Source organism: beta proteobacterium MWH-UniP1 (assembly GCA_036362785.1).
GTDB lineage: Bacteria > Pseudomonadota > Gammaproteobacteria > Burkholderiales > Burkholderiaceae_A > Lacustribacter.
Window position 1 is genome coordinate 2,007,745 of record CP143625.1, and the last position, 20,150, is coordinate 2,027,894.

Here is a 20,150-nt window from a genome sequence, read left to right on the forward strand (position 1 = left end):
GGTGTTCGCAGGAAGCCAGCTAAGGGCTCCTATTCCGAGAAGCCGCAAGGGCTTCTTACTAGCAAACCAGGAAGAGCTGTATCGGTTCTTCGCACCGATCAAAACACGAAACGCCAGTCAACCTTTGGGTTCTGACTGGCCCCTTTGTTTAGCTCTTTCATAGGTGCACGATGAACACTAATAAGTTCGGCCATATTCAAAATGGCGATATTTTGCTTTCCGCAGATGAAGTTCGGTCTGTCCTCGGGATTGGTAAAACGACCTATTTCAAGTGGGTCAAAGAGAAAAGATTTTCTGTAGTTCGCCTTAGCAGAAGATCTGTAAAAGTTTGGGCATCTGAGCTCGAAGCATTTCTAAATAGCATTCAGCATGGGGGTGAAAATTGAGCTCTCCCAGCCTAATTGCCGCCATCGCATACGCCGAGCGCAGCTACTTTGTACTGCCTGTCTGGTCATGCCTGTCCTCCGGAATTTGCCGCTGCCCGGAGGGCAGTTCCTGCGGAAGTCCAGGTAAGCACCCCCAAGGAACATTAGTGCCTCGGGGACACAAGCAAGCCATCACAAATGTCGAAACGATTAAGCGGTGGTACGCGGCCGACCCAGAGGCCGGGGTAGCAATCTACCCCGCCGGCTCGGGGCTTGTGGTGATTGACGTTGACCCGCGAAACGGCGGGGACGAGACCCTGCAAGCTCTGCGCGCCGCAAATCAAAGTTTTAGCCAAGCACTCGATTCCACTGTCCAAGCTCGTACCCAGAGCGGCGGTTCGCACTATTTTTTCAAAGCGCCAACCGGGGCTAGCTATCCAGCAACACTCGGCAAAGGCGTCGATATTAAGTACAACGGGTATGTCTGCGTTGAGCCCACTATCGGCCCCTCGGGGCCGTACAAGTGGGTTGAGGGCAAATCTCCACTAGAACTAGGCCCGGTTTCAATCGGGGATCTAATTCCGCAAAGGGCCGAATCTCAGCCGGCGGTGTCAGAAAATCTTACTGACGAACCTGATGCCGCGGCTCTCACTGATCTAAGAGATGCGCTTTATCTGCTCGACCATGACGACTATCGCATTTGGATTAATGTCGGTCACGCGCTGAGGACTGCTGGTGAAGCGGGGTATCACCTTTGGACAGAGTGGTCAAAACGCAGTCTCAAATACGATCAAAAGTCGGCAGATGAGGCGTGGCGATCATTTCGCCCCATCCGCACCCATTGGAAGGCGGTTTTCACCTACAAAACGCAGGCAGTTGAATCCCGGCTGTCCGGCTTCAAGGTCGGCGGAAAACAGGTTATCGGTTCTGCGGCGCTCAAGGCCTACAGATCCGAGAAATCAGTGAATGTTTTGGATTCCCCAATCAGAAAACTGACTGCTGAGGAGGTCGCTGCTGCAAAACCTCATCCGCGAATGCTTATTGAAAAGTATCTTTACGCCGACCTACGGAATCTGATTGCGCCAGGGGGTGTCGGCAAAACAACCCTACTGCTTTACGAGGCCGTAATGGCGGCATTGGGGAAACCTATTTGGGGTCGGGCAGTATCAGAACCTTTCACCACGATCATCGTAACCAAGGAAGATTCTCGGGAGCTTTTAGCGAACCGCATCGGTAAGATTTGCGAGGCGGAAAGTCTTGTCGATACAGAAAAAGACTTGGTCTTTGATCGCGTTTATGTGATTGATCTGTGCGGGGAACCTTTCCGGTTGGCAGAACAGGTTGACCGAACAATTAGACCCGACCGCGAGAATATCGAAAAACTCGTGAATCGTTGCATTCCTCTGAATCCAGGCAGGTTGATTTTTGACCCGCTAGTGTCCTTTGGAGCGGGAGAAGCTCAAGTAAACGATTCCGAACAAGCAATTGTCGAAGCTGCACGACTCATGATGCTGCATCTGCCGGGCTGTGCGATTGATGTTGTTCATCACACCGGAAAACAGAATGCTCGCGCTAACTCAGTAGATCAATACGCTGGTAGAAACGGTACCGCTCTTCCGGATGGGTCGCGCATGGTGGCGGTTCTTAACGAACTTGGGGCTGACACCTTTCGAGATGAGACCGGAGTCATGCTTGCAGAGGATGAACGCGGCTTTCGATTGGTGTTGCCAAAACTGAGTTTTTGCGAACGGCAGGGTGAAATATTCATTATTCGATGCGGCTATTTGTTTCGCTCAGTGGCGCCGTTGAACGCTTCAGAACGGGCAAAAAACGCCGAACTAACCAAGCAAGCAAAAACGGAGGCTAAGGATCAACGTATAGCAGAGTCCCTGATTGCAGCCCTGAAAGCCTGCCAATCCGATACCGACCCTCTTATTAAGTATCCAAGTCGAAAAACTCTACTTGATAGGCCAGAAATAGCAGGTAAGACTGCATCCGTAACGAAAATTCTTAAAGAATTGCTTGAATACGGCGTGATCGAGGAACGACCACTCTCTGCTGATCAGATTGCTGAATTCGGGTCTAAAAGTCTGCTCGGCGGGCGAACGACATGCCTCGCTTTAGCTGAGGACCAAGAGTAACTGGTTGGGGCCGCCTTCTTGTTTTCTTAGAGAGATATCAGCGGCCCCAACCACCATAACCAACTGCGGTAGGTGGCAATGGTTTTTATTTATCAAGATGCCACCGAAAATTTTAGTTACCGGCATGACCGCAAGAACTCCGCCGGATAACTAATAACTCTGAGGTACGCATGCTTACAGAAACTCTGCTCCGTCAAATAAAACCTGGCCCCACTCCGAAAAAACTCTTCGATGGAAATGGGACTGGCCTACACGTCATTCTTCACCCCTCGGGCCGTAAGACATTTGCGCTCAAGTACTACCACCCGATTACAAAGAAAGAGCTGACTTACACGATAGGCTCATTTCCGTTGGTTAGCCTAAGAGAGGCCCGGAACCGTGTACATGAACTACGAAAGCAAATCGCGACCGGACTAGATCCTCGGGAGCAAGGTCAAAAACGTAAAAACCAGGCCTCTTTTGATGGTGATACGTTTCGTCTCGTTGCGACTGACTGGATGAATGTCCGTGGAGCAAGATGGTCGGTGGGCTATCGACACAAGGTCGAATCAATGCTTGGTAAGCACCTCTATCCCCGGATTGGCGATGCCCAAATTTCTGCTATCACCGCGAAAGAGCTTCTAGGCCTTTTGAGAGCGATTGAAACCAATCAACGGGGTTGCATAGCCCATACGCTGTTACAACATTGCTCTGCCGTTTTTCGCTATGCGATTGCCACTGAACGGGGCACCAATGACCCCGCTGCTGCTCTGCGTGGCGCGCTTACCCCCCATAAAACTAAGAATCATGCAGCAATTACGGATCCCTCAGGGTTTGGTGAATTGCTCTGGATGATAGATAGCTATCAAGGCGACTTTGTAACCCGGATGGGTCTAAGGTTTACAGCACTCACCTTCCAGCGGTCTAGAAACGTTCGATTCGCTAGGTGGGCCCATATCGACTGGGCATCGAAGTTATGGCGGATTCCCGCCGAGGAAATGAAGATGAGAGAGGCCCATCTTGTTCCCTTGTCTGCTCAGTCGCTTGAGATATTGAGAGAACTCCTTCCGCTGACAGGTCATAGCGAATTTATATTCCCAAGCGGAATTAGCTCTCGAAAACCACTTAGCGAAAATACAATGCTCTATGCTCTTAAACGACTTGGTTACGTAGGGCGTATGACTGTGCATGGGTTTAGAACATCAGCCTCAACCCTCCTAAATGAAAATGGCCGACATCCTGATGTTATTGAGGCAGCGCTGGCTCACACCAACGGCGATGTCAGAGCCGTTTATAACAAGGCAAAATACCTCTCTGAACGCATTGAGATGTGTCAATGGTGGGCTGACTATTGTGATTCGCTGAGGGCCAGAGCAGAGCGATCTCGTAATGCTTTAGACCAATTTACGGGGAATCAATACCAAGAAAGCGATCAAGCACTGGCCCAACATAGTCTTTCCCAAGCATATGCCCCGCCTCAGGAACTATTTTTACAGGAATATCAAGTAGGGCGCCAAAACGAAGAGCGCAGTGTGGAGGGCTTTGCCAATCATCGCTTCCTACATGAACAGAGCACCGTCTAGGCCGATTAAGTTTTGACGACTGAGCTAAATCAAAGAGCCGGTTAGCAAACGGTGGCGCAAAGTGAATACTCTGCTCTAAGTTCTCGAAAGCCCCCAAGATTGGCGATAGCAATAAGACCTCTCCGGGATACGGCGGCATCAAACTTTGAGCATGTAGAAACAAGTATGCCCCGTATGAATTCGCGATGACCTTGTCACTCTCGTCCCAGTGCCTTGTTTGCAGATCTAATGCGATTGTTTCAATCTGTTCTCGAAACGATAACTCTCTAAACTCGCCTATAGTCTCGCGACCGACTGGCATCAAACCGCGATCTATAAGGCCTTGCCCCAGCCCAGTAATTAATCTACCCCCTCTGCCCGGTAGGTAGTAGACGGTTCTGGTTGGTGTCATTAATTCACTGTTATTAAAGCAGGAATTGATACTTCAAATCTTTTGGAAAACAACAAGAGGTAGACGTAGTTGTTTATTCAGCGTTGTCATCAACCAAGATCAGCTCTTCAATAAATGCGGCATAAGACGCTTGCAAAGACTTCTCAATAGCGCTCTCGACAAATGTCTCGACATTTGGCGTTCGAAAATCCAAAAGAATCTTCTTGGCCCTAATTACAGTTGCATTAATTTGGTAGAAGTCTACGAGACCTAGGCATAGCGCTTGCGCATCCTGCTGTTCGCGAATTAAAACGCGCGGGACCGCACTCACCTTAGCTTTTGGGTACAAGGAACCTGGGTGGTTCACACGATTAACAGTTTCCGCAAAGGCAACAAGCTCTTTTTTGGTAATTCCTGTGTCTTTCGTGTGCTCGTTCAAAGGTGCAAAGCCCTCTTCTGCGTATGTCAAAACATGAAATTCATGTCGGTGCAGCCAGAGGTTTTTGTAATTAGATTTTTTGAAACGCACTGTTATTTAATCCTTGGCGCGGTTTTGTTTCGTCAGATGCGCCGCTTTTCTTATCGCTCGTCGTTCTTGCGCGTCTCTTTCTTGCTCTTGTTGGCGTTTTTGATGCTCTGCCAGTCGTACCTTTTCCCGGTCACAAAAATTCAGGTAATTTGAATAACTTCCTAGATCACCATACTTCCGCTCGCCAAATGGCAAATAAGAATCTTTTGGATTTTTATTTTTATAGATCCAATCTATTAGTTCACCGAAATTTTGGTAGTTGCGCCTCTCTAGCTCTCGCACAAATTCCGGGACCAATGTGCTGCTTCCTCGATTTTGGTAGGGCCGCACCTCAAGTTTCTGCAATTCCGTCATTACTTTTGACAAGTAGTCCAATAACTCCGAAGGTATCGTCTCCAATGCAAGACGCCTTAAATCTTTTTCTGCGCTATTAGATAAGATCGCGATCTTTTGGAGAGCATGTTTGAAGTAATTAGAATTTTCGAGGTTAATCGTGGGTTGCATGTTTGGTAGTTTCAGGTTTACAGATTTTCGAGTCGACGGTTCGTGTTTAAGTGAACTATAGCCCCTTGAACTTTTCGGCCTCAGCCATTTCATCACTCGTTTGGCGGTTTCCTGAGGAATCACGCCACCACGCTCTCGACCACGAACGATTTCAATATGTCCAGGGAACCCTTCTGTCACGCCCCAGAGTTGGTGTTTCCTAAGGAAAATTAGATACACATCATCTGATTGGCCAGTTTGCTGAGCGCGCGGAATGAGCACATCGCGCAGATAATTTTGTGCGGCCCAGGTGCTTGGCAATCCTGCCGCGTGCGCTACCTCCGGCCCGTTCATATTTTCGGAGGCATAGGCGCAGATATTAAAAATGGCAAACTTGCTCTTGAGTTCCTCCTCTCCCAGCCCCTCCTTTAGGAAGCTATTAAACGTCTTCTTGTAAAAAGGCATCCAATCGTCTGGGAGTGGAGATCGTCCGTCTCGCATACCCGCAATGATTCGATTTTTGTGCTCTTCGCTACCCGGCAGGTCTGAATACTTCGGATTGGCGAGGCAAAGAATTACTTTTGCACTCTCTAGAGGCCCATCAAATGGGCACGGGTGATAGCTGAAATCGAACTTTGCAGCGGTTCGATACTGCCCTCGTGGCCCTGTCTGATTAAAAAATGCCTCATCGCGCGGATGCTGACGCGACTGAGAGGGCTGGTTCCAGTATTGCTGCCAAAAATGTGCAAATGCGCTGAATCCCGAGGACATGAATTCATTCTGCCGCATATATACGGCAATTTCTAGCTGATTCTGATCGAACCTTATCCACGCAAAAAAGGTGTTTAGGTGGATATAGATCAGGCGCTTGGATTGACAGTTCGAAGCCTCCGAACCGAGAAGGGTTGGAGTCAGACTGAACTCGCACTCAGGGCGGATATAGACCGTAACTATCTATCACTTATCGAACTGGGTAAGAACAGTCCGAGCGTGCGGTTGCTTTCTCGTCTTTGCGCCGCCCTTGGCGTAAGCACCTCTACACTTCTGAGCGAGGTTGAAGCGCGCTTAGCAGTGCAACCCCGGCCGAAGCGCGCGACTCGCTAAAAAAGCCCTGCCCCTAGCGGATATAAACGCTTAACCCATCAGTACGCGCGCGCCCGCGCGCGAGCTGATCGATTCGTCGAGAGTGTCCGAGAATTTCTCTACAACCGTTCGAGGTGGGTTTAAACGGTTTGAGGCACCTCCTCAAACCCCCAAGCCTAACCAAACCCCCATTAAACCCCTAGAAACCCGGCGCTGAACCACGCAAGAAGGCGACTCCAAACGAACCAATCCCAGTAACCTCTGGGGCTAGAGTCTTGGTTTTTATGAGGGTGCCGGGCTCATCCGGCAGGTTGGCGAACTGGGGTTTGGCGCGTCTGGCAGGAATTGAACCTGCGACCCTTGCCTTCGGAGGGCAATACTCTATCCACTGAGCTACAGACGCCTGTGATGCGGCAGCGCAAAATCTAACGCCCGCACCGGGAAAGCCCGTGATTTTACTCTGTCAGGGGGCTTTGACCCGATTATCGCCGAGCTTTTCCCATAAAACCGAGAAATCCAGACCGTGGGATTGTTGCGGCGCAGTAAAATTGGGTTTTCTGTTTATCCCCCCACCAACCTTTGTGGCGACCGGCCCAAAGGGAATTACATTTCGCACTTATGAGCCGACTCGTCCAGCCCGCCGCCGTTATTTTGTCCGTCAACATCGGCTCGTCTTCTCTGAAGTTTTCGGCCCACCCGGTCGTGTCCTTGTCAGGGGAGCGGACTGCGCTTGCTTCGATCTTTAGTGGCACGGTCCAGGGGCTTGAGCCTGGGGGTACCCCAAGCGTGACCTGGACCAACCAGGGGCACCCACAGACCGAGGTCCTGCATGCCAACGGCCACGCCAGCATGATGGATGTGGCCCTGCATTTCTTAAAACGACTGATTCAAGAAGAACTCGCCGACGTGCAGCTGCTTGCGATTGCCCACCGGGTGGTGCACGGCGGGGATCAATTCACAAAAAGTGTGGTGGCAACACCGGAAATCGTGCAGGCCCTGCGGGCCTATGAGCCGCTTGCGCCGCTGCATCAGGCCCACAACTTAAACGGCATTGTGTCGTTTATGGAGGCCTTTCCATCGCTGCCGCATGTGGCCTGTTTTGATACAGCGTTTCATAGCGATCTGCCGATCACGGAAAAAATGTTTCCGTTGAATCAATCCATCTTTCAACAAGGCATGCATCGCTACGGCTTTCATGGCCTCTCTTACCAGTACATTGCAAGCCGACTTGCCCGAACCACGCCCGCTTCGACAGGAAAAATGTTGATGGCCCATCTGGGCAACGGCTCAAGCCTGTGCGCCTGTATTAACGGAAAAAGCGTGGCCACCACCATGGGCTTTTCCACGGTTGGCGGTCTGATGATGGGCACACGAAGCGGCGATCTCGATCCGGGGCTTATTTTGCATCTGGTCCAACACGGCATGGATGCCAAGGCGCTTGAGGCACTGCTCTATAAAGAGTCGGGGCTACTCGGCATTTCTGGACTCTCGGCCGATATGCGGCATCTGCGCAGCCAGGATTCTGAAAACGCCAAACTCGCCATTGATCTTTATACCCACCGCATCATTAAAGAGTCTGGTGCCCTGACTGCCGCCATGAACGGCATTGACCTGCTGGCATTTGCCGGCGGCATTGGTGAAAACGACCAGGTGTTACGCGAAGAGGTCTGCGCAGGCCTGGCATTTCTTGGCATCAAGATTGATACAGAGAAAAACCGTAGTCTTACTGGCCGCCAACCCGCCGCAATTCAGACGAGTGATAGCCGCGTCGAAGTCTGGGTAGTGCCCACAGGCGAAGGCCTGATTGCTGCAGAAGAGGCCCTGGGCCTGACCTCGAGCTAAATGGCGCTGATTGTTTTATCCAACGCTAGCCTTGCCTTTGGCCATGTGGACCTGTTGCATCACGCGGATTTTTCACTGCAGGCCAACGAACGGGTGGGGCTGATTGGCCGAAACGGAACAGGCAAGTCTTCTCTTTTAAAAATTCTGGCAGGTACCCAGGCGCCCGACGACGGCACGCTGCAATATCAGCAGGGCTTACGGATTGCCACCGTGGCCCAAGAGCCATTATTAGACCCAAAGAAAACCGTCTTCGAACAAGTTGCGCAAGGGGTGAGCAACGCCGTGGAGTTACGCCAAGCGTTTGAACGGCTCAGTCACCTTGACGACAGCAAAGAGCAAGATGCCAACCATGATGCGCTGGAAAAGATTCAATCACAGTTAGACGCCATATCTGGTTGGAATTGGGAACAACGGGTTGATGAGTTACTGCACCGGCTTGATCTTTTGCCAGAGGTGTTGGTCAGCACACTGTCTGGCGGCAACAAAAAGCGTGTGGCCTTGGCGCAGGCCTTGGTTGCAATGCCAGATGTGTTGCTGCTTGATGAGCCCACCAACCACTTGGATATTGACTCCATTCTGTGGTTAGAAGAACTGCTGAAAAACTTTCGCGGGGCCGTGGTGTTTGTCACCCATGATCGTGCGTTTCTGAATAATGTCTGCACCGCGATTGTGGAGCTTGACCGTGGTGTGTTGCGGCGTTATCCCGGTAATTTCTCGGCTTATCAAAAACAAAAAGAAGATGAGCTCTCAGCAGAGATGCTGGCCAATGCTCGGGCTGACAAACTCTTGGCCCAAGAAGAAGTGTGGATTCGTAAAGGGGTTGAGGCCCGCCGAACCCGCAGTGTGAGCCGAATCGCGCGGCTAGAAAAGTTACGCGAAACACGAGCCGCGCGCCGTGAAGTAGCCGGAAAAATTAAGCTTGCCGTCGCAGCAGGTGAGCGCAGCGGCAAGATCGTGGCTGAGCTTGACGGTGTGAGCAAGGCATTTGATCGGCCTGTGGTAAAGAATTTCTCTGCCACGATTCTGCGCGGTGACAAGGTGGGACTGATTGGCCCCAATGGAGCCGGTAAAAGCACCCTGCTGAAAATTATTCTTGGCGAGCTTGCGCCGGATAGCGGCACAGTAAAACTTGGCACCAAGATTGAGATTGCCTATTTTGATCAGATGCGTGAGCAGCTTAATCTGGATGCCAGCCTGGAAGACTTCATCAGCCCAGGTAGCGAGTGGATTGAAATCAATGGCGAACGCAAACATGTAAAAAGCTATTTGGGGGATTTTCTGTTTTCCCCACAGCGGGCCGCCTCGCCCGTGCGCAGCCTGTCGGGTGGTGAGCGCAACCGTCTGCTACTTGCGCGACTGTTTGCTCGGCCCGCCAATGTGCTGGTGTTGGATGAGCCCACCAATGATCTGGATGTAGAAACGCTCGATCTATTGGAAGAGTTACTGCAAGACTATTCCGGCACCGTGTTTCTGGTGAGCCACGATCGCTATTTCTTGGATCAAGTCGTGACCAGTGTGATCGCCTATGAGGGGGATGCGACTTGGCGGGAGTATGTAGGTGGTTATGAAGATTGGGTAAGGCAGCGCTCTCGCGCCCTTCCCACGCTGCCCGCAGCGACGGATACGCCAAAGCGTACGGATGGCCCTGCAAACAAATCGGCTTCTGACAAAAAGTTAGATGCTGCAGGCGGCGAAGTCGCTGCTGTGAAGCCAGCCAAAGTACTCAAGCTCAACTCAAAAGAAAAACAAGAGCTTGTTGCTATTCCTGATCAGATCTCAGCCCTTGAAAAAGAGCAGTCAGAGATCAGCGCCCAATTGTCTGACCCTGAGACTTATAAGTCCGACGGCGCCCGCGTGGCCCAGCTTCAGGCCCGGTTTGATGAAATTGATTCGCTTAATGAAAAGCTATTGGTGCGTTGGGAAGAATTGCTGGCGCGGGATGAAGCTGCTTCAAGCCAGTAGAAACACTTGCGCGCCGTGTGTTCTGCGGCCAATCAGTCCGAAGCAGCACTTCGGGCGTAGGGCTTAGTGCAGTGTTGTTGCAGCGGAGACCTCAGGGCCCTCGGCCCGCAATGAGAACGCCGGTATCTGGGTTTCAAAAAACGTGGTGTCATCCGCAATACAAAAGTAGGTGCCGTGCATGCTGCCCACCGGGCTCTCAATCTGAGTCCCGCTGTTATAGGTAAAGGTCTCACCGGGTTTCAATAAGGGCTGCTCCCCCACCACGCCCAGACCTTTTACCTCTTGGTGGTTGCCTTTCGCGTCTTCAATTACCCAATGCCGGCCGATCACTTGGGCTGGAATATCCCCAACATTTTTAATGGTGACAAAGTAGGCAAAGCTGTAGATGCCTGCTGCAGCGTCTGACTGCTCGGGCAAGAATTGAGGGGTGACAGATACTTTAAATTTGGGTGAGGGCATTTTTAATTAAGCAGAAAAACAAAGTCGAACGATAAACCATTGGCAGCACGCCCGGTCGCGCCAGGCAACAGGATTAGACTAGACTGCGGGAAGCGTCCAGATAGTGCGCGACACTCACCAACCCCTCTGCCCGAGGAATCAAATCGATCGGTCGACCATTGAGACCCCGGTTGTCACTTTTCAGCCATTTACGCGCTGTCTGCTCATCCCCCACGATCGAATCCAGAGACCGAGACACCCGCACAAAAAGCAACGCCAGTTCCCATTCCTTCTGATGCTCGTCCAGGGAGTAACCACCGCTTCGCATTCGGGTGACGGTAGCCGGGCTGACCCCTAGAACTTTGGCGAGCAAAGCCCTGGAGATAGCCAGCCGATCGGCCGCCCGGATTACTGCCTTGGCTAGAACCTGAGCTGAGTCTGTTTTTTCCATCAGATTTTTTGGGGCAGCTGAAATTTACCTTTTCCCAAGTAGCCCAACTTGGCAAAGCTTATCGCCGCTACATCTACAGCACACATGCTCAGAGGGTAATCACTATTGCCCAATTTTTAAAGCTCGTGATCAATATAAGTCGTTGATTTTTTTGAGAAATATTAGTTTATTACCGGCTGTCTATTGTCCACTTAAGAAGAATATCTCGAAAAATGTCCGATAGGCTCTTCATGTCACTGCCCGGTACCTTCGCCAACGTTTGTCACCATTAACTCCGAATCAAACCTCATGCCTTTGGCGAGCAACGCCCCGGAGATATCCAGCCGATCAGCCGCTCGGATTACTGCCTTGGCTAAAACCTGAGTTGCGTCTGGTCTTCCCATCAGATTTTTTGCAGCGCCACACATGGGAGATCCCCTCGTCTGAAGGAATTTTAAAACTTTTAAATTTCTATGGAAATATTTGATTCCCTATCCCTCTGAATTTTTCAAGCTGTGACAAGTTGTCACGGTTTGTTTTCCTAGGAGGTGGTTTGATCATGCATATGCGCTGCCTGATATCAAATGGAGGCTTCAGAATTATTCAACGACCGACAAAAACTCTGCGACAACTCTCACATCACCCTCCAGATCCGGGAGAAGAATTATTTCCTTGTGACTTGCGTCACTCGAATCGGGGCGAAGCACAATCTTAGTTTGTCGAAACCCAGCAAGACTCGATTCTGTGTTTGCTTTCTCACTGAAGTAACGCTTGACCGTATAACGCCCCCCAGTTTCAGGATCATCTATCGCCCGAGACTCCACCACAACAATCTTGCCATTTCTCGAACCCTGAGGGTTTATCCGAAACAAACACCATGCCCCGTCTGGAATCACACGATTCATTGAACTACCAAAAACTTGTGCAACAAAATAGCCTTCCCGGATTTTTAGATGGTCAGGTAGTGATACCCACTCTGCCTCTTGCGCATTTTGAGGTAACCCAAAGCCACCAGCTGCAAATTTAAGATCAAATATAGGTACTGCGTTTACATAGGGCCGAACTTGCTTAGCAGGGAGGAGTTCAAGATGTAACCCAGAAAAAGTTGTGGGCAAAATAATTGGACTGTCTTCCAAGGGCTTCGATAAACGTGACTGAAAATAATCTCTTGTTTCTTGGTCAGGAGAAAACACATAACACCCCTTCTGACCACGTGTCATCAACGTTCGATAGGTATTTTTTATGATCAAGCCGCCAAGAGCTTGAGCGCGTAACGAATCACTTCGTAACAATTTTTTATAACCCCGAACAGATTTGTCATAACGAGACCTCTTGTCTGGATTAGTGATAATCACGCCGTCTCTCACTAAGAGATCAGGGCCTATGATCACACCCACATAATCAAGCTCTAAACCCTGACAAGTATGAATACAACCAATTTCTTTCACTGAAGTTGGATCTATTAGCCAAGTCATTCCATATCGCTGGAGATTCCATTGAGCTTGAAAGTCATATTCTGGAAAAACAATATCCATCGCTTCTGGGTCGCGCTTACTTACCCAGTCCCAACAATAGCCGGCAACAAGTCGAGCCTTATTATTACCTCGATTTAGCCGCTCAATTTCCTGCCGTAAAACATTCGGATCCTCAAACACTCGAAAATCATACTCAGCGCTCTCAAGTGTTTGGTTCGCCGTCTCACGCACTCCAAGAACATCATCAATCCACGCGAGATAGCCATCAGACCCATTACAACGAAACTGGGAAGCCAATGACATCTCAGTGACTTCAGCTTTTTCCCCCAAGGCCCACTTGCGAATCTCTTCCTTATCACCAATGTCAAGAAAAGTAACACGCTGATCTTCATCAAGAAAGAACACGGAGAATCTGGCAGCTTTTATAAGCTCTTTAATTTGATTTTCACCGAGGTTTGCATAAAGCCCCGATTTCTCGTTAAGGCGATGTGCCTCATCAATGATCAGCGCCCCGAAAACATCAGCCTCAGAGTCTATAAATTGTCCAGAGCCTCGAAATAGATTTCGAATTCGACTCGATCGAAAGTGTCCTGATAACTTTGCAGCATAAACATCCCTCACCGCTTGATTCTTGGATACGTAGTGCGCAGCAATTTCCCGTGCTGTTAATTCCACTAGTAAATTTATAGCAACCACTGTCTTCCCGGTTCCCGGTCCGCCTTGAACAATGAGTACTTGCTTTTTCCCCTCCGATGCCCTGTGAGCCAAATCCAATGCAGCTTCATAAACAAGTTTTTGATCATCAATCATCAAAAACTCCTTATTTCCATTCAGCATACTGACTAAGACATCAGCCAGGGCTTTAGAGGGTTTTATTTTTCCGTGCTCGATGCGATACATCACATCTTTAGAGTCACCATATCGAATATGTTTTTTTATAAACCTCGCAAGCGCTCGGGCATCGTGGGAAATAAATACTGGGGCTCGTTGTACGTATGCAGCGTAAAAAGGATCATTGATCGCTTCACGCGAGTCTAGGTTGTGAAGATAGGCACAAGGGACCAGACGAATTGAGTCCTGTCGAACCTTCTCATTAAAATCCTCAATCAATGTGGCATAGCTCCAGGCCTGATAAGAGGGATGATTCGTCTCAACAGAGCTCCCGCCCAGGCGAGTTATCACAACACCATCTTTTTGAGTTACCGACACTTCACTCCACTGCTTGAGCTCTACAATTACAGCGGCGTCGAGTCGCTCTTCGGTCTGACCAGAAACGATAAAGTCAATGCGTTTGCTTGTTAAGGGAATTGCATACTCAATTGATACGCAAGAATCAAGTGGGATATCCTGGTCTAGAAGAATATTCCCCATGAACTGCATAGAGTTACGCCAGGAATTGATTTCACTTTCACTAACTCTTCTAGCGAGTTTTCGAATAACTTCTCTGTAGATGCAATCATGAATTCGATTTTCCCGAACATCTTCGAGAAAACGTTTTTTGGATTCTGAATAGACAATCACGCCGAGATGTTAGAACTAGAGCTCTGTATACTTTTTTGACGAACCGCGTGCTTTATCTGCTGGATATTTTTTGACATTGTCCGCCAACTTATTAAACGCTATTTCTTCGAGATCAAATCCTAGCTTTTTGCACAACAACAAAAGATACAAGTAAACATCTGCGATTTCATCTCCGGCTCGTTTTATTTGGTTTGCAGTCAAGTTCTCACTCTCGATAGGTGTGAGCCATTGGAACACCTCGAGTAGTTCTGCTGCCTCGATACTCACAGAAGTTGCCAAGTTTTTGGGCGTATGAAACTGCTCCCAGTCACGTTCTTTTACGAAGTTCGTAAGAGCCTTTTGAAGATTTGCAGTAGATCGAGATGCCATCGTTCTCTCAAAAAATTGTTGTTACAAAAACCCGGCGAATCTTAAAAAACTTGACTGACATCTTGCTTCCTAAGACTGGAGAAGCAACATCCATCGCGCCCCAAGAATACTCTTACACCTCATATGGATCCACATCCACATGGGCATCAATACTGCGGTGTTGCTGCATCCAATCTTCCGCATGGGCCAGCAGTTGGTGCAGCATTGGCCGGCTGCCCGATTCAATCAGAATTTGTCCGCGCCACTTGCCGGCCTGCATCTCAGGATAGCGAGCGACTGGCCCATAGACCGATACATTCCAGGAATGTTCTTGGGCAATTTGCTGCAGCAAATCCCGCAAACCGCGCAACGCCGACTGGGCGGTCTTTGGGTCTTTGTGCGCGCCGCGCACCGCCGCCATATGGGCATAGGGCGGTAGCCCCGCCGCCTCCCGGTCGGCCATCTCGGCGCGGGCAAAGCCTTCGGCGTCTTGCGCCATCAAGTATTGGTAAAGCCGATGCTGCGGGTAGCGGGTCTGTATCAACACCTGGGCAGGGGCGCCACTTTGCTCATGCCGGCCTGCGCGGCCGGCCACCTGCAGCAATGTTGCAAAAAGCCGCTCTGGTGCGCGGAAGTCTGGGTTGAGCAATTGAGTGTCGGCATCGGCCACCACCACCAAGCGCATGCGGGCAAAGTCATGGCCCTTGGCCAGCATCTGGGTGCCCACCACAATATCCACTTCCCCGCGCTGAATCCGCTCGAGCTCGCAAGCCAAGTGCTTTGCCTGCTTCACGCTGTCGCGATCAATTCGGGCGATTCTGGCCTGGGGAAATTCAGTGGCCAGAGTCTGCTCTAGCCGTTGTACTCCGCGGCCAATGGGCTGTAGATCAGTATCCCCGCAATCGGGGCACTGCCTTGGCACTGCCGCGGACAGTCCGCAGTGGTGGCACTGGAGCCGCCACAGGCCAGATGATTTTGCTGCAGCATTTTTTGGGTCTGTAATTTTGTGCAACACGGTTGCCACACTGCAATCTGCACAAACCGATGACCAACCACAGCTGCCACAACTCAAAACCGGGGCATAACCACGTCGATTTAGAAACACCAGCACCTGGCCACCGTCGGCCAGCACCTGAGCAATGGCCTCACGGCTTTGTGCACACAGGCCCTCTTTCGCGGGATCCTTCAGGGTGTCAACGATTCGAATGGGTGCATGCGGCTCGCCTGTGGCCCGCTTGGGCAGGCTGAGCCGTGAATATTTGTTGCGGTCAATCTGGGCCCAGGTCTCAACGGATGGCGTGGCGCTGCCCAGTACCAGGCCAATGCCAAGCTGCTGTGCGCGCCACACGGCCAAGTCGCGGGCGCTATAGCGCATGCCCTCTTGCTGCTTATATGAGTGGTCATGCTCTTCATCGATCATGATCAGGTTCAAATTCGGCATGGGGGTCATGATCGATAACCGTGTGCCAATCACCAAGCGCGCAACCCCCGTTGCTGCGCTAAGCCAGAGCCTGGCCCGCTCGCGTTCAGAGATCTCACTGTGCAGCACGGCGATCTCGGTGCCCGGTAGCGCGTTGCGAAAACGCTCGACCAGCTGGGGGGTTAGCCCAATTTCGGGCACCATCATTAAAACTTGTGCACTTGGGTTTTGCTGCAACAAATTCTTTGCGGCCTCGGTGTAGACGCGGGTCTTGCCAGAGCCAGTGACACCGTGGAGTACATGAACGCCCGGCGTTTGAATGGCCAAAAGCGCCTTGGCTTGGTCCTGGTTTAGGGGCGACTCGGCCCCTTTTGCTGCGGCACCCGCTTCTTCGGATGCAATTTGTTGCGCTGAATGTGCAGCATTTTTGACTGCAGCAATTTTTGGAGCGCTTGTGCTTAAGAGTTCAGCCATGAGCCGACCAAAGTTGGTCTTGCCGCCTTCTTTTTTGGCTGTGAAGTTTTTTAGGTCCCGAAGCCACTTGGGCAGCAGGCCCACCGCAACAGTGCCGAAAGGCCTGCGATAGTAACGCGCCGCAAACGCCATAAACGCGATCCAGCCAGGGTCAGCAGGCGGGAATTCGTTTAGGACCCCATCAATTGCCTTAATTTTTTCTGCCGGCAAATCCGGATCCGTCTCGCCAAGGCCCGCAGCATTTTTATCCAGCTGGGTCGCATCAATCACCAACCCCAGCATGGTTTTTTTTCCAAACGGCACACTTACCCAGGCGCCATGCCTAGGCTTTTCGGCAGAGCCCATGTAATCAAGGGTTCCCGGCATGGGGGCGTCAACAGCCACTGAAATCAAGGGTTTCAAGCCTGTGGATAACTCTGTGGGCAATTTGGCGTTCCGGCGATCAAAATAGATTTTCCCTGAGTCTACTGGAGTTCAGGAAACCTGATAAAACCTTAAAAATATTGAAAAATCAATGAGTTATAAGGTTATATTGAACCGTATATATAAAACAACACTGCAAGCCATGAGAAATTCTTGCTGTGCATAAGCAGGCACTCGCCTACCCCAAAAAACGAAAATACACCGGGGCTTAAGGCTGCCCCAGTATTCCGATTAGCGAAGCTTTTTTGAGTAGTTAGCGACCGCTTCCACCAAGCAGGCAACGTTATCGGGTGGAGTGAACTGCGAGATGCCGTGGCCCAGGTTAAAGACATGGCCAACCCCGGCGTTGACCCGGCCAAAGCTCTCCAGCGTTCGGGCAACTTCGGCCTGAATATGGGCGGGCGTACCCAGAAGTGATGCGGGGTCCAGGTTGCCCTGAAGGGCGCAACGATCACCAATCAGGTTGCGGGCCTGGCCAAGATTGGTCGCCCAATCCAGCCCAACAGCATCGGCACCAGTAGCCGCAATCGATTCCAACCATTGGCCGCCACCTTTGACGAACACAATAGTGGGCGTTGGCTGACCATCGGTCTCACCACGGGCCTTTCGAATGCCGACACTGGCGGCCTGCACCTTTTGAACGATCGACTTGATGTGCTTTTGTGAGAAACGCTCAAAGTGGGCTTCCGGCAAAAAGCCGCCCCAGCTATCAAACACCATGACGGCATCCGCACCCGCTTCAATCTGCATGATCAGATAGTCAGTGACCGCCTGAGAAATTTTTTCAAGCAATTGCTGCAGGGCATCTGGGCGGCTATACATCCATTTGCGGACATCCAGAAAATCATCGCCACTCGAGCCGCCATTGATCATGTAGCAGGCCAGCGTCCAGGGGCTACCCGAAAAACCAATCAGGGGCACACGCTGATTCAAAGACTTCTTGATGGTCGACACGGCGTCTGCAACATAACGCAACTCCACCGTGGGGTCGAGATGGCCAAGTGCAGCAATATCCGCATCATTTTCAATGCGTTTTTTAAACCGAGGGCCCTCACCCTGCACAAAATACAGGCCCAAGCCCATGGCATCAGGGATGGTCAAAATGTCTGAAAAGAGAATTGCCGCATCAAGCCCGTAACGATCGATCGGCTGCAGCGTGACTTCGCAGGCAAGCTCGGGGTTTTTGCACAAGGACATGAAGTCGCCAGCAACCTTACGCGTGGCGTTGTACTCGGGAAGATAGCGGCCGGCCTGGCGCATTAACCACACGGGGGTGCGTTCGGTGGGTTGGCGGCGCAATGCCCGCAGAAAAAGATCGTTTTGAAAGACTTCGGGCATAGGAATGAGGGAACGCTTAATGAAAGAGGTGTCAGGCACGTGCCTGACACCTTGGGGGTTTATTTGCGGCGGATCTTTTGAATGGCGCGCAGCTGGGCAATGGCTTCCATCAGCTCGGCCTGGGCCTTGGCATAGTCCACGTCGGCTGCTTTCTTCGCCAAGGCTTCTTCAGCAAGACGCTTGGCTTCCATGGCTTTGGCTTCATCCAGGTCTTTGCCGCGAATGGCCGTGTCGGCCAATACGGTCACAGCGCGAGGCTGCACCTCAAGGATGCCGCCAGCAACGAAGACCAACTCTTCTTCTTTGCCATCGTTCTGAATCCGCACGGCACCCGCGCGAATGCGTGAGATCAGCGGGGTGTGGCCCGGCAGAATACCCAACTCACCCGACTCGCCAGGAAGCGCAACAAAACTTGCCTCGCCGGAGTAAATGTTTTCCTCGGCGCTGACAACATCTACCTGAAACGTTTTTGACATAGCAATTCCTGGGTGATCAATCGAGTCTATCTGGGTCCGGCTTACTGCAGGGTCTTGGCTTTCTCAAACGCTTCGTCAATGCCGCCAACCATGTAGAAGGCCTGCTCGGGCAGTGCATCACACTCACCATCTACGATCATCTTGAAACCACGGATGGTTTCTTTCAGGGTCACGTATTTGCCAGGCGAACCGGTAAACACTTCAGCAACGTGGAAAGGCTGCGACAAGAAACGCTGGATCTTACGCGCACGGGCCACCATCTGCTTATCTTCAGGCGAGAGCTCGTCCATACCCAGAATCGCAATAATGTCGCGCAATTCTTTGTAACGCTGCAGCGTTGCCTGAACACGACGAGTCACCGAGTAATGCTCTTCACCCACCACGTTGGGGTCCACCTGACGCGAAGTTGAATCGAGCGGGTCCACAGCGGGGTAAATACCCAGCGATGCGATGTCACGCGACAACACCACGGTAGCGTCCAAGTGGGCGAAGGTGGTGGCAGGCGAGGGATCGGTCAAGTCGTCGGCAGGAACGTACACGGCCTGGATCGAGGTAATCGAGCCCACCTTGGTCGACACGATCCGCTCTTGCAAGCGGCCCATTTCTTCGGCCAGCGTTGGCTGATAACCCACAGCGGAAGGCATACGGCCAAGCAGCGCAGACACTTCGGTACCGGCCAGGGTGTAACGGTAAATGTTGTCAACGAAGAACAGAATGTCACGGCCGTCATCACGGAAACGCTCGGCCATGGTCAGACCAGTCAGGGCCACACGCAGACGGTTGCCAGGTGGCTCGTTCATCTGACCGAAGACCATGCCGACTTTATCCAACACGTTGGAGTCCTTCATCTCGTGATAGAAGTCGTTTCCTTCACGAGTACGCTCGCCCACGCCAGCAAACACAGAAAGACCCGAGTGCTGCTTGGCAATGTTGTTAATCAATTCCATCATGTTCACGGTCTTGCCCACACCGGCACCACCGAAGAGGCCCACCTTACCGCCCTTGGCAAACGGGCAGATCAGGTCGATCACCTTGATGCCGGTTTCCAGCAGTTCCACCGAGGGCGACAGGTCTGCAAACTTTGGCGCAGGCTGGTGAATTTCACGATATTCGTTGGTCTGCACAGGACCAGCTTCGTCAATGGGGCGGCCCAGCACGTCCATGATGCGACCCAAAGTGCCCTCACCCACGGGAACCGAAATGCCCTTGCCGGTGCCGTTAACCAGCATGCCGCGACGCAGGCCGTCAGAGGAACCCATGGCAATCGTGCGGACCACGCCGTCGCCGATCTGCTGCTGCACCTCGAAGGTCAGGCCTTTTTCAACGAGCGGATGCTCGGCGCTGGCATCGAGCACGAGTGCATCGTAAACCTTGGGCATGGCATTGGCGGGGAACTGAATGTCCACCACAGCGCCGATACACTGAACAATCTTGCCTTGTGCCGCATTTGCTTGTGCAGTACTCATGATT

General features: G+C 51.5%; 15 protein-coding genes and 1 tRNA gene. 5 read left to right on the forward strand and 11 right to left on the reverse strand.

All coding sequences use genetic code 11. The annotated features are described in order from the left end of the window. Positions 1 to 382: 382 nt before the first annotated feature. Positions 383 to 2,506 (forward strand): bifunctional DNA primase/polymerase, encoded by a 2,124-nt coding sequence (locus AOB54_09950; GenBank protein WVN41774.1) that lies wholly within the window; start codon positions 383 to 385, stop codon positions 2,504 to 2,506. Positions 2,507 to 2,676: 170 nt separating this feature from the next. Next, positions 2,677 to 4,068, forward strand: a complete 1,392-nt coding sequence (locus tag AOB54_09955; protein ID WVN41775.1) for a tyrosine-type recombinase/integrase — start codon at positions 2,677 to 2,679, stop codon at positions 4,066 to 4,068. A gap of 464 nt (positions 4,069 to 4,532) precedes the next feature. Here the strand turns inward: AOB54_09955 and AOB54_09960 are convergent, their stop codons facing one another. After that, positions 4,533 to 4,967, reverse strand: a complete 435-nt coding sequence (locus tag AOB54_09960) for a hypothetical protein (protein WVN41776.1) — start codon at positions 4,965 to 4,967, stop codon at positions 4,533 to 4,535. A 6-nt stretch (positions 4,968 to 4,973) separates the two neighbouring features. Further along, the gene (locus AOB54_09965; protein WVN41777.1) at positions 4,974 to 6,221 is read right to left on the reverse strand and encodes a hypothetical protein; all 1,248 of its coding nucleotides are present in this window, start codon (positions 6,219 to 6,221) and stop codon (positions 4,974 to 4,976) included. Between the two features lie 78 nt (positions 6,222 to 6,299). Between AOB54_09965 and AOB54_09970 the strand changes: the two genes are divergently transcribed. Beyond that, positions 6,300 to 6,554, forward strand: a complete 255-nt coding sequence (locus AOB54_09970) for a helix-turn-helix transcriptional regulator (GenBank protein ID WVN41778.1) — start codon at positions 6,300 to 6,302, stop codon at positions 6,552 to 6,554. Positions 6,555 to 6,860: 306 nt separating this feature from the next. Here the strand turns inward: AOB54_09970 and AOB54_09975 are convergent. Then, positions 6,861 to 6,936 (reverse strand) — tRNA-Arg (locus tag AOB54_09975). Positions 6,937 to 7,151: 215 nt separating this feature from the next. On the opposite strand from AOB54_09975, the gene AOB54_09980 reads away from it, so the two are divergent. Continuing rightward, entirely contained in the window at positions 7,152 to 8,375 is a 1,224-nt protein-coding gene (locus AOB54_09980; protein ID WVN41779.1) for an acetate/propionate family kinase, read from the forward strand. Beyond that, on the forward strand, positions 8,376 to 10,337 hold the full coding sequence (locus AOB54_09985; GenBank protein ID WVN41780.1) for an ATP-binding cassette domain-containing protein: 1,962 nt from the start codon (positions 8,376 to 8,378) through the stop codon (positions 10,335 to 10,337). A gap of 63 nt (positions 10,338 to 10,400) precedes the next feature. Here AOB54_09985 and apaG read toward each other — a convergent pair whose 3' ends face one another. The 8 genes from apaG to atpD form a co-directional block, all read right to left on the reverse strand. Further along, the gene (apaG, locus tag AOB54_09990) at positions 10,401 to 10,796 is read right to left on the reverse strand and encodes a Co2+/Mg2+ efflux protein ApaG (GenBank protein ID WVN41781.1); all 396 of its coding nucleotides are present in this window, start codon (positions 10,794 to 10,796) and stop codon (positions 10,401 to 10,403) included. Between the two features lie 73 nt (positions 10,797 to 10,869). Further along, positions 10,870 to 11,226, reverse strand: a complete 357-nt coding sequence (locus tag AOB54_09995) for an antitoxin Xre-like helix-turn-helix domain-containing protein (protein ID WVN41782.1) — start codon at positions 11,224 to 11,226, stop codon at positions 10,870 to 10,872. Between the two features lie 578 nt (positions 11,227 to 11,804). Next, a complete protein-coding gene (locus AOB54_10000) occupies positions 11,805 to 14,201 on the reverse strand; it encodes a DNA/RNA helicase domain-containing protein (GenBank protein ID WVN41783.1) in 2,397 nt (798 codons plus the stop codon). 15 nt (positions 14,202 to 14,216) lie between these two features. Beyond that, positions 14,217 to 14,570, reverse strand: coding sequence for a nucleotide pyrophosphohydrolase (locus tag AOB54_10005; protein WVN41784.1), 354 nt, complete (start codon positions 14,568 to 14,570; stop codon positions 14,217 to 14,219). Positions 14,571 to 14,682: 112 nt separating this feature from the next. Beyond that, the gene (priA, locus tag AOB54_10010; GenBank protein ID WVN41785.1) at positions 14,683 to 16,845 is read right to left on the reverse strand and encodes a primosomal protein N'; all 2,163 of its coding nucleotides are present in this window, start codon (positions 16,843 to 16,845) and stop codon (positions 14,683 to 14,685) included. A 252-nt stretch (positions 16,846 to 17,097) separates the two neighbouring features. Continuing rightward, positions 17,098 to 18,204 (reverse strand): uroporphyrinogen decarboxylase, encoded by a 1,107-nt coding sequence (gene hemE / locus AOB54_10015; GenBank protein WVN42830.1) that lies wholly within the window; start codon positions 18,202 to 18,204, stop codon positions 17,098 to 17,100. Between the two features lie 59 nt (positions 18,205 to 18,263). Continuing rightward, positions 18,264 to 18,680 carry a F0F1 ATP synthase subunit epsilon gene (locus AOB54_10020; GenBank protein ID WVN41786.1) on the reverse strand — a complete coding sequence of 139 codons (417 nt, stop codon included), beginning with the start codon at positions 18,678 to 18,680 and terminating at the stop codon, positions 18,264 to 18,266. A 41-nt stretch (positions 18,681 to 18,721) separates the two neighbouring features. Further along, the gene (gene atpD, locus AOB54_10025; protein ID WVN41787.1) at positions 18,722 to 20,146 is read right to left on the reverse strand and encodes a F0F1 ATP synthase subunit beta; all 1,425 of its coding nucleotides are present in this window, start codon (positions 20,144 to 20,146) and stop codon (positions 18,722 to 18,724) included. Between the last annotated feature and the right edge of the window lie 4 nt (positions 20,147 to 20,150).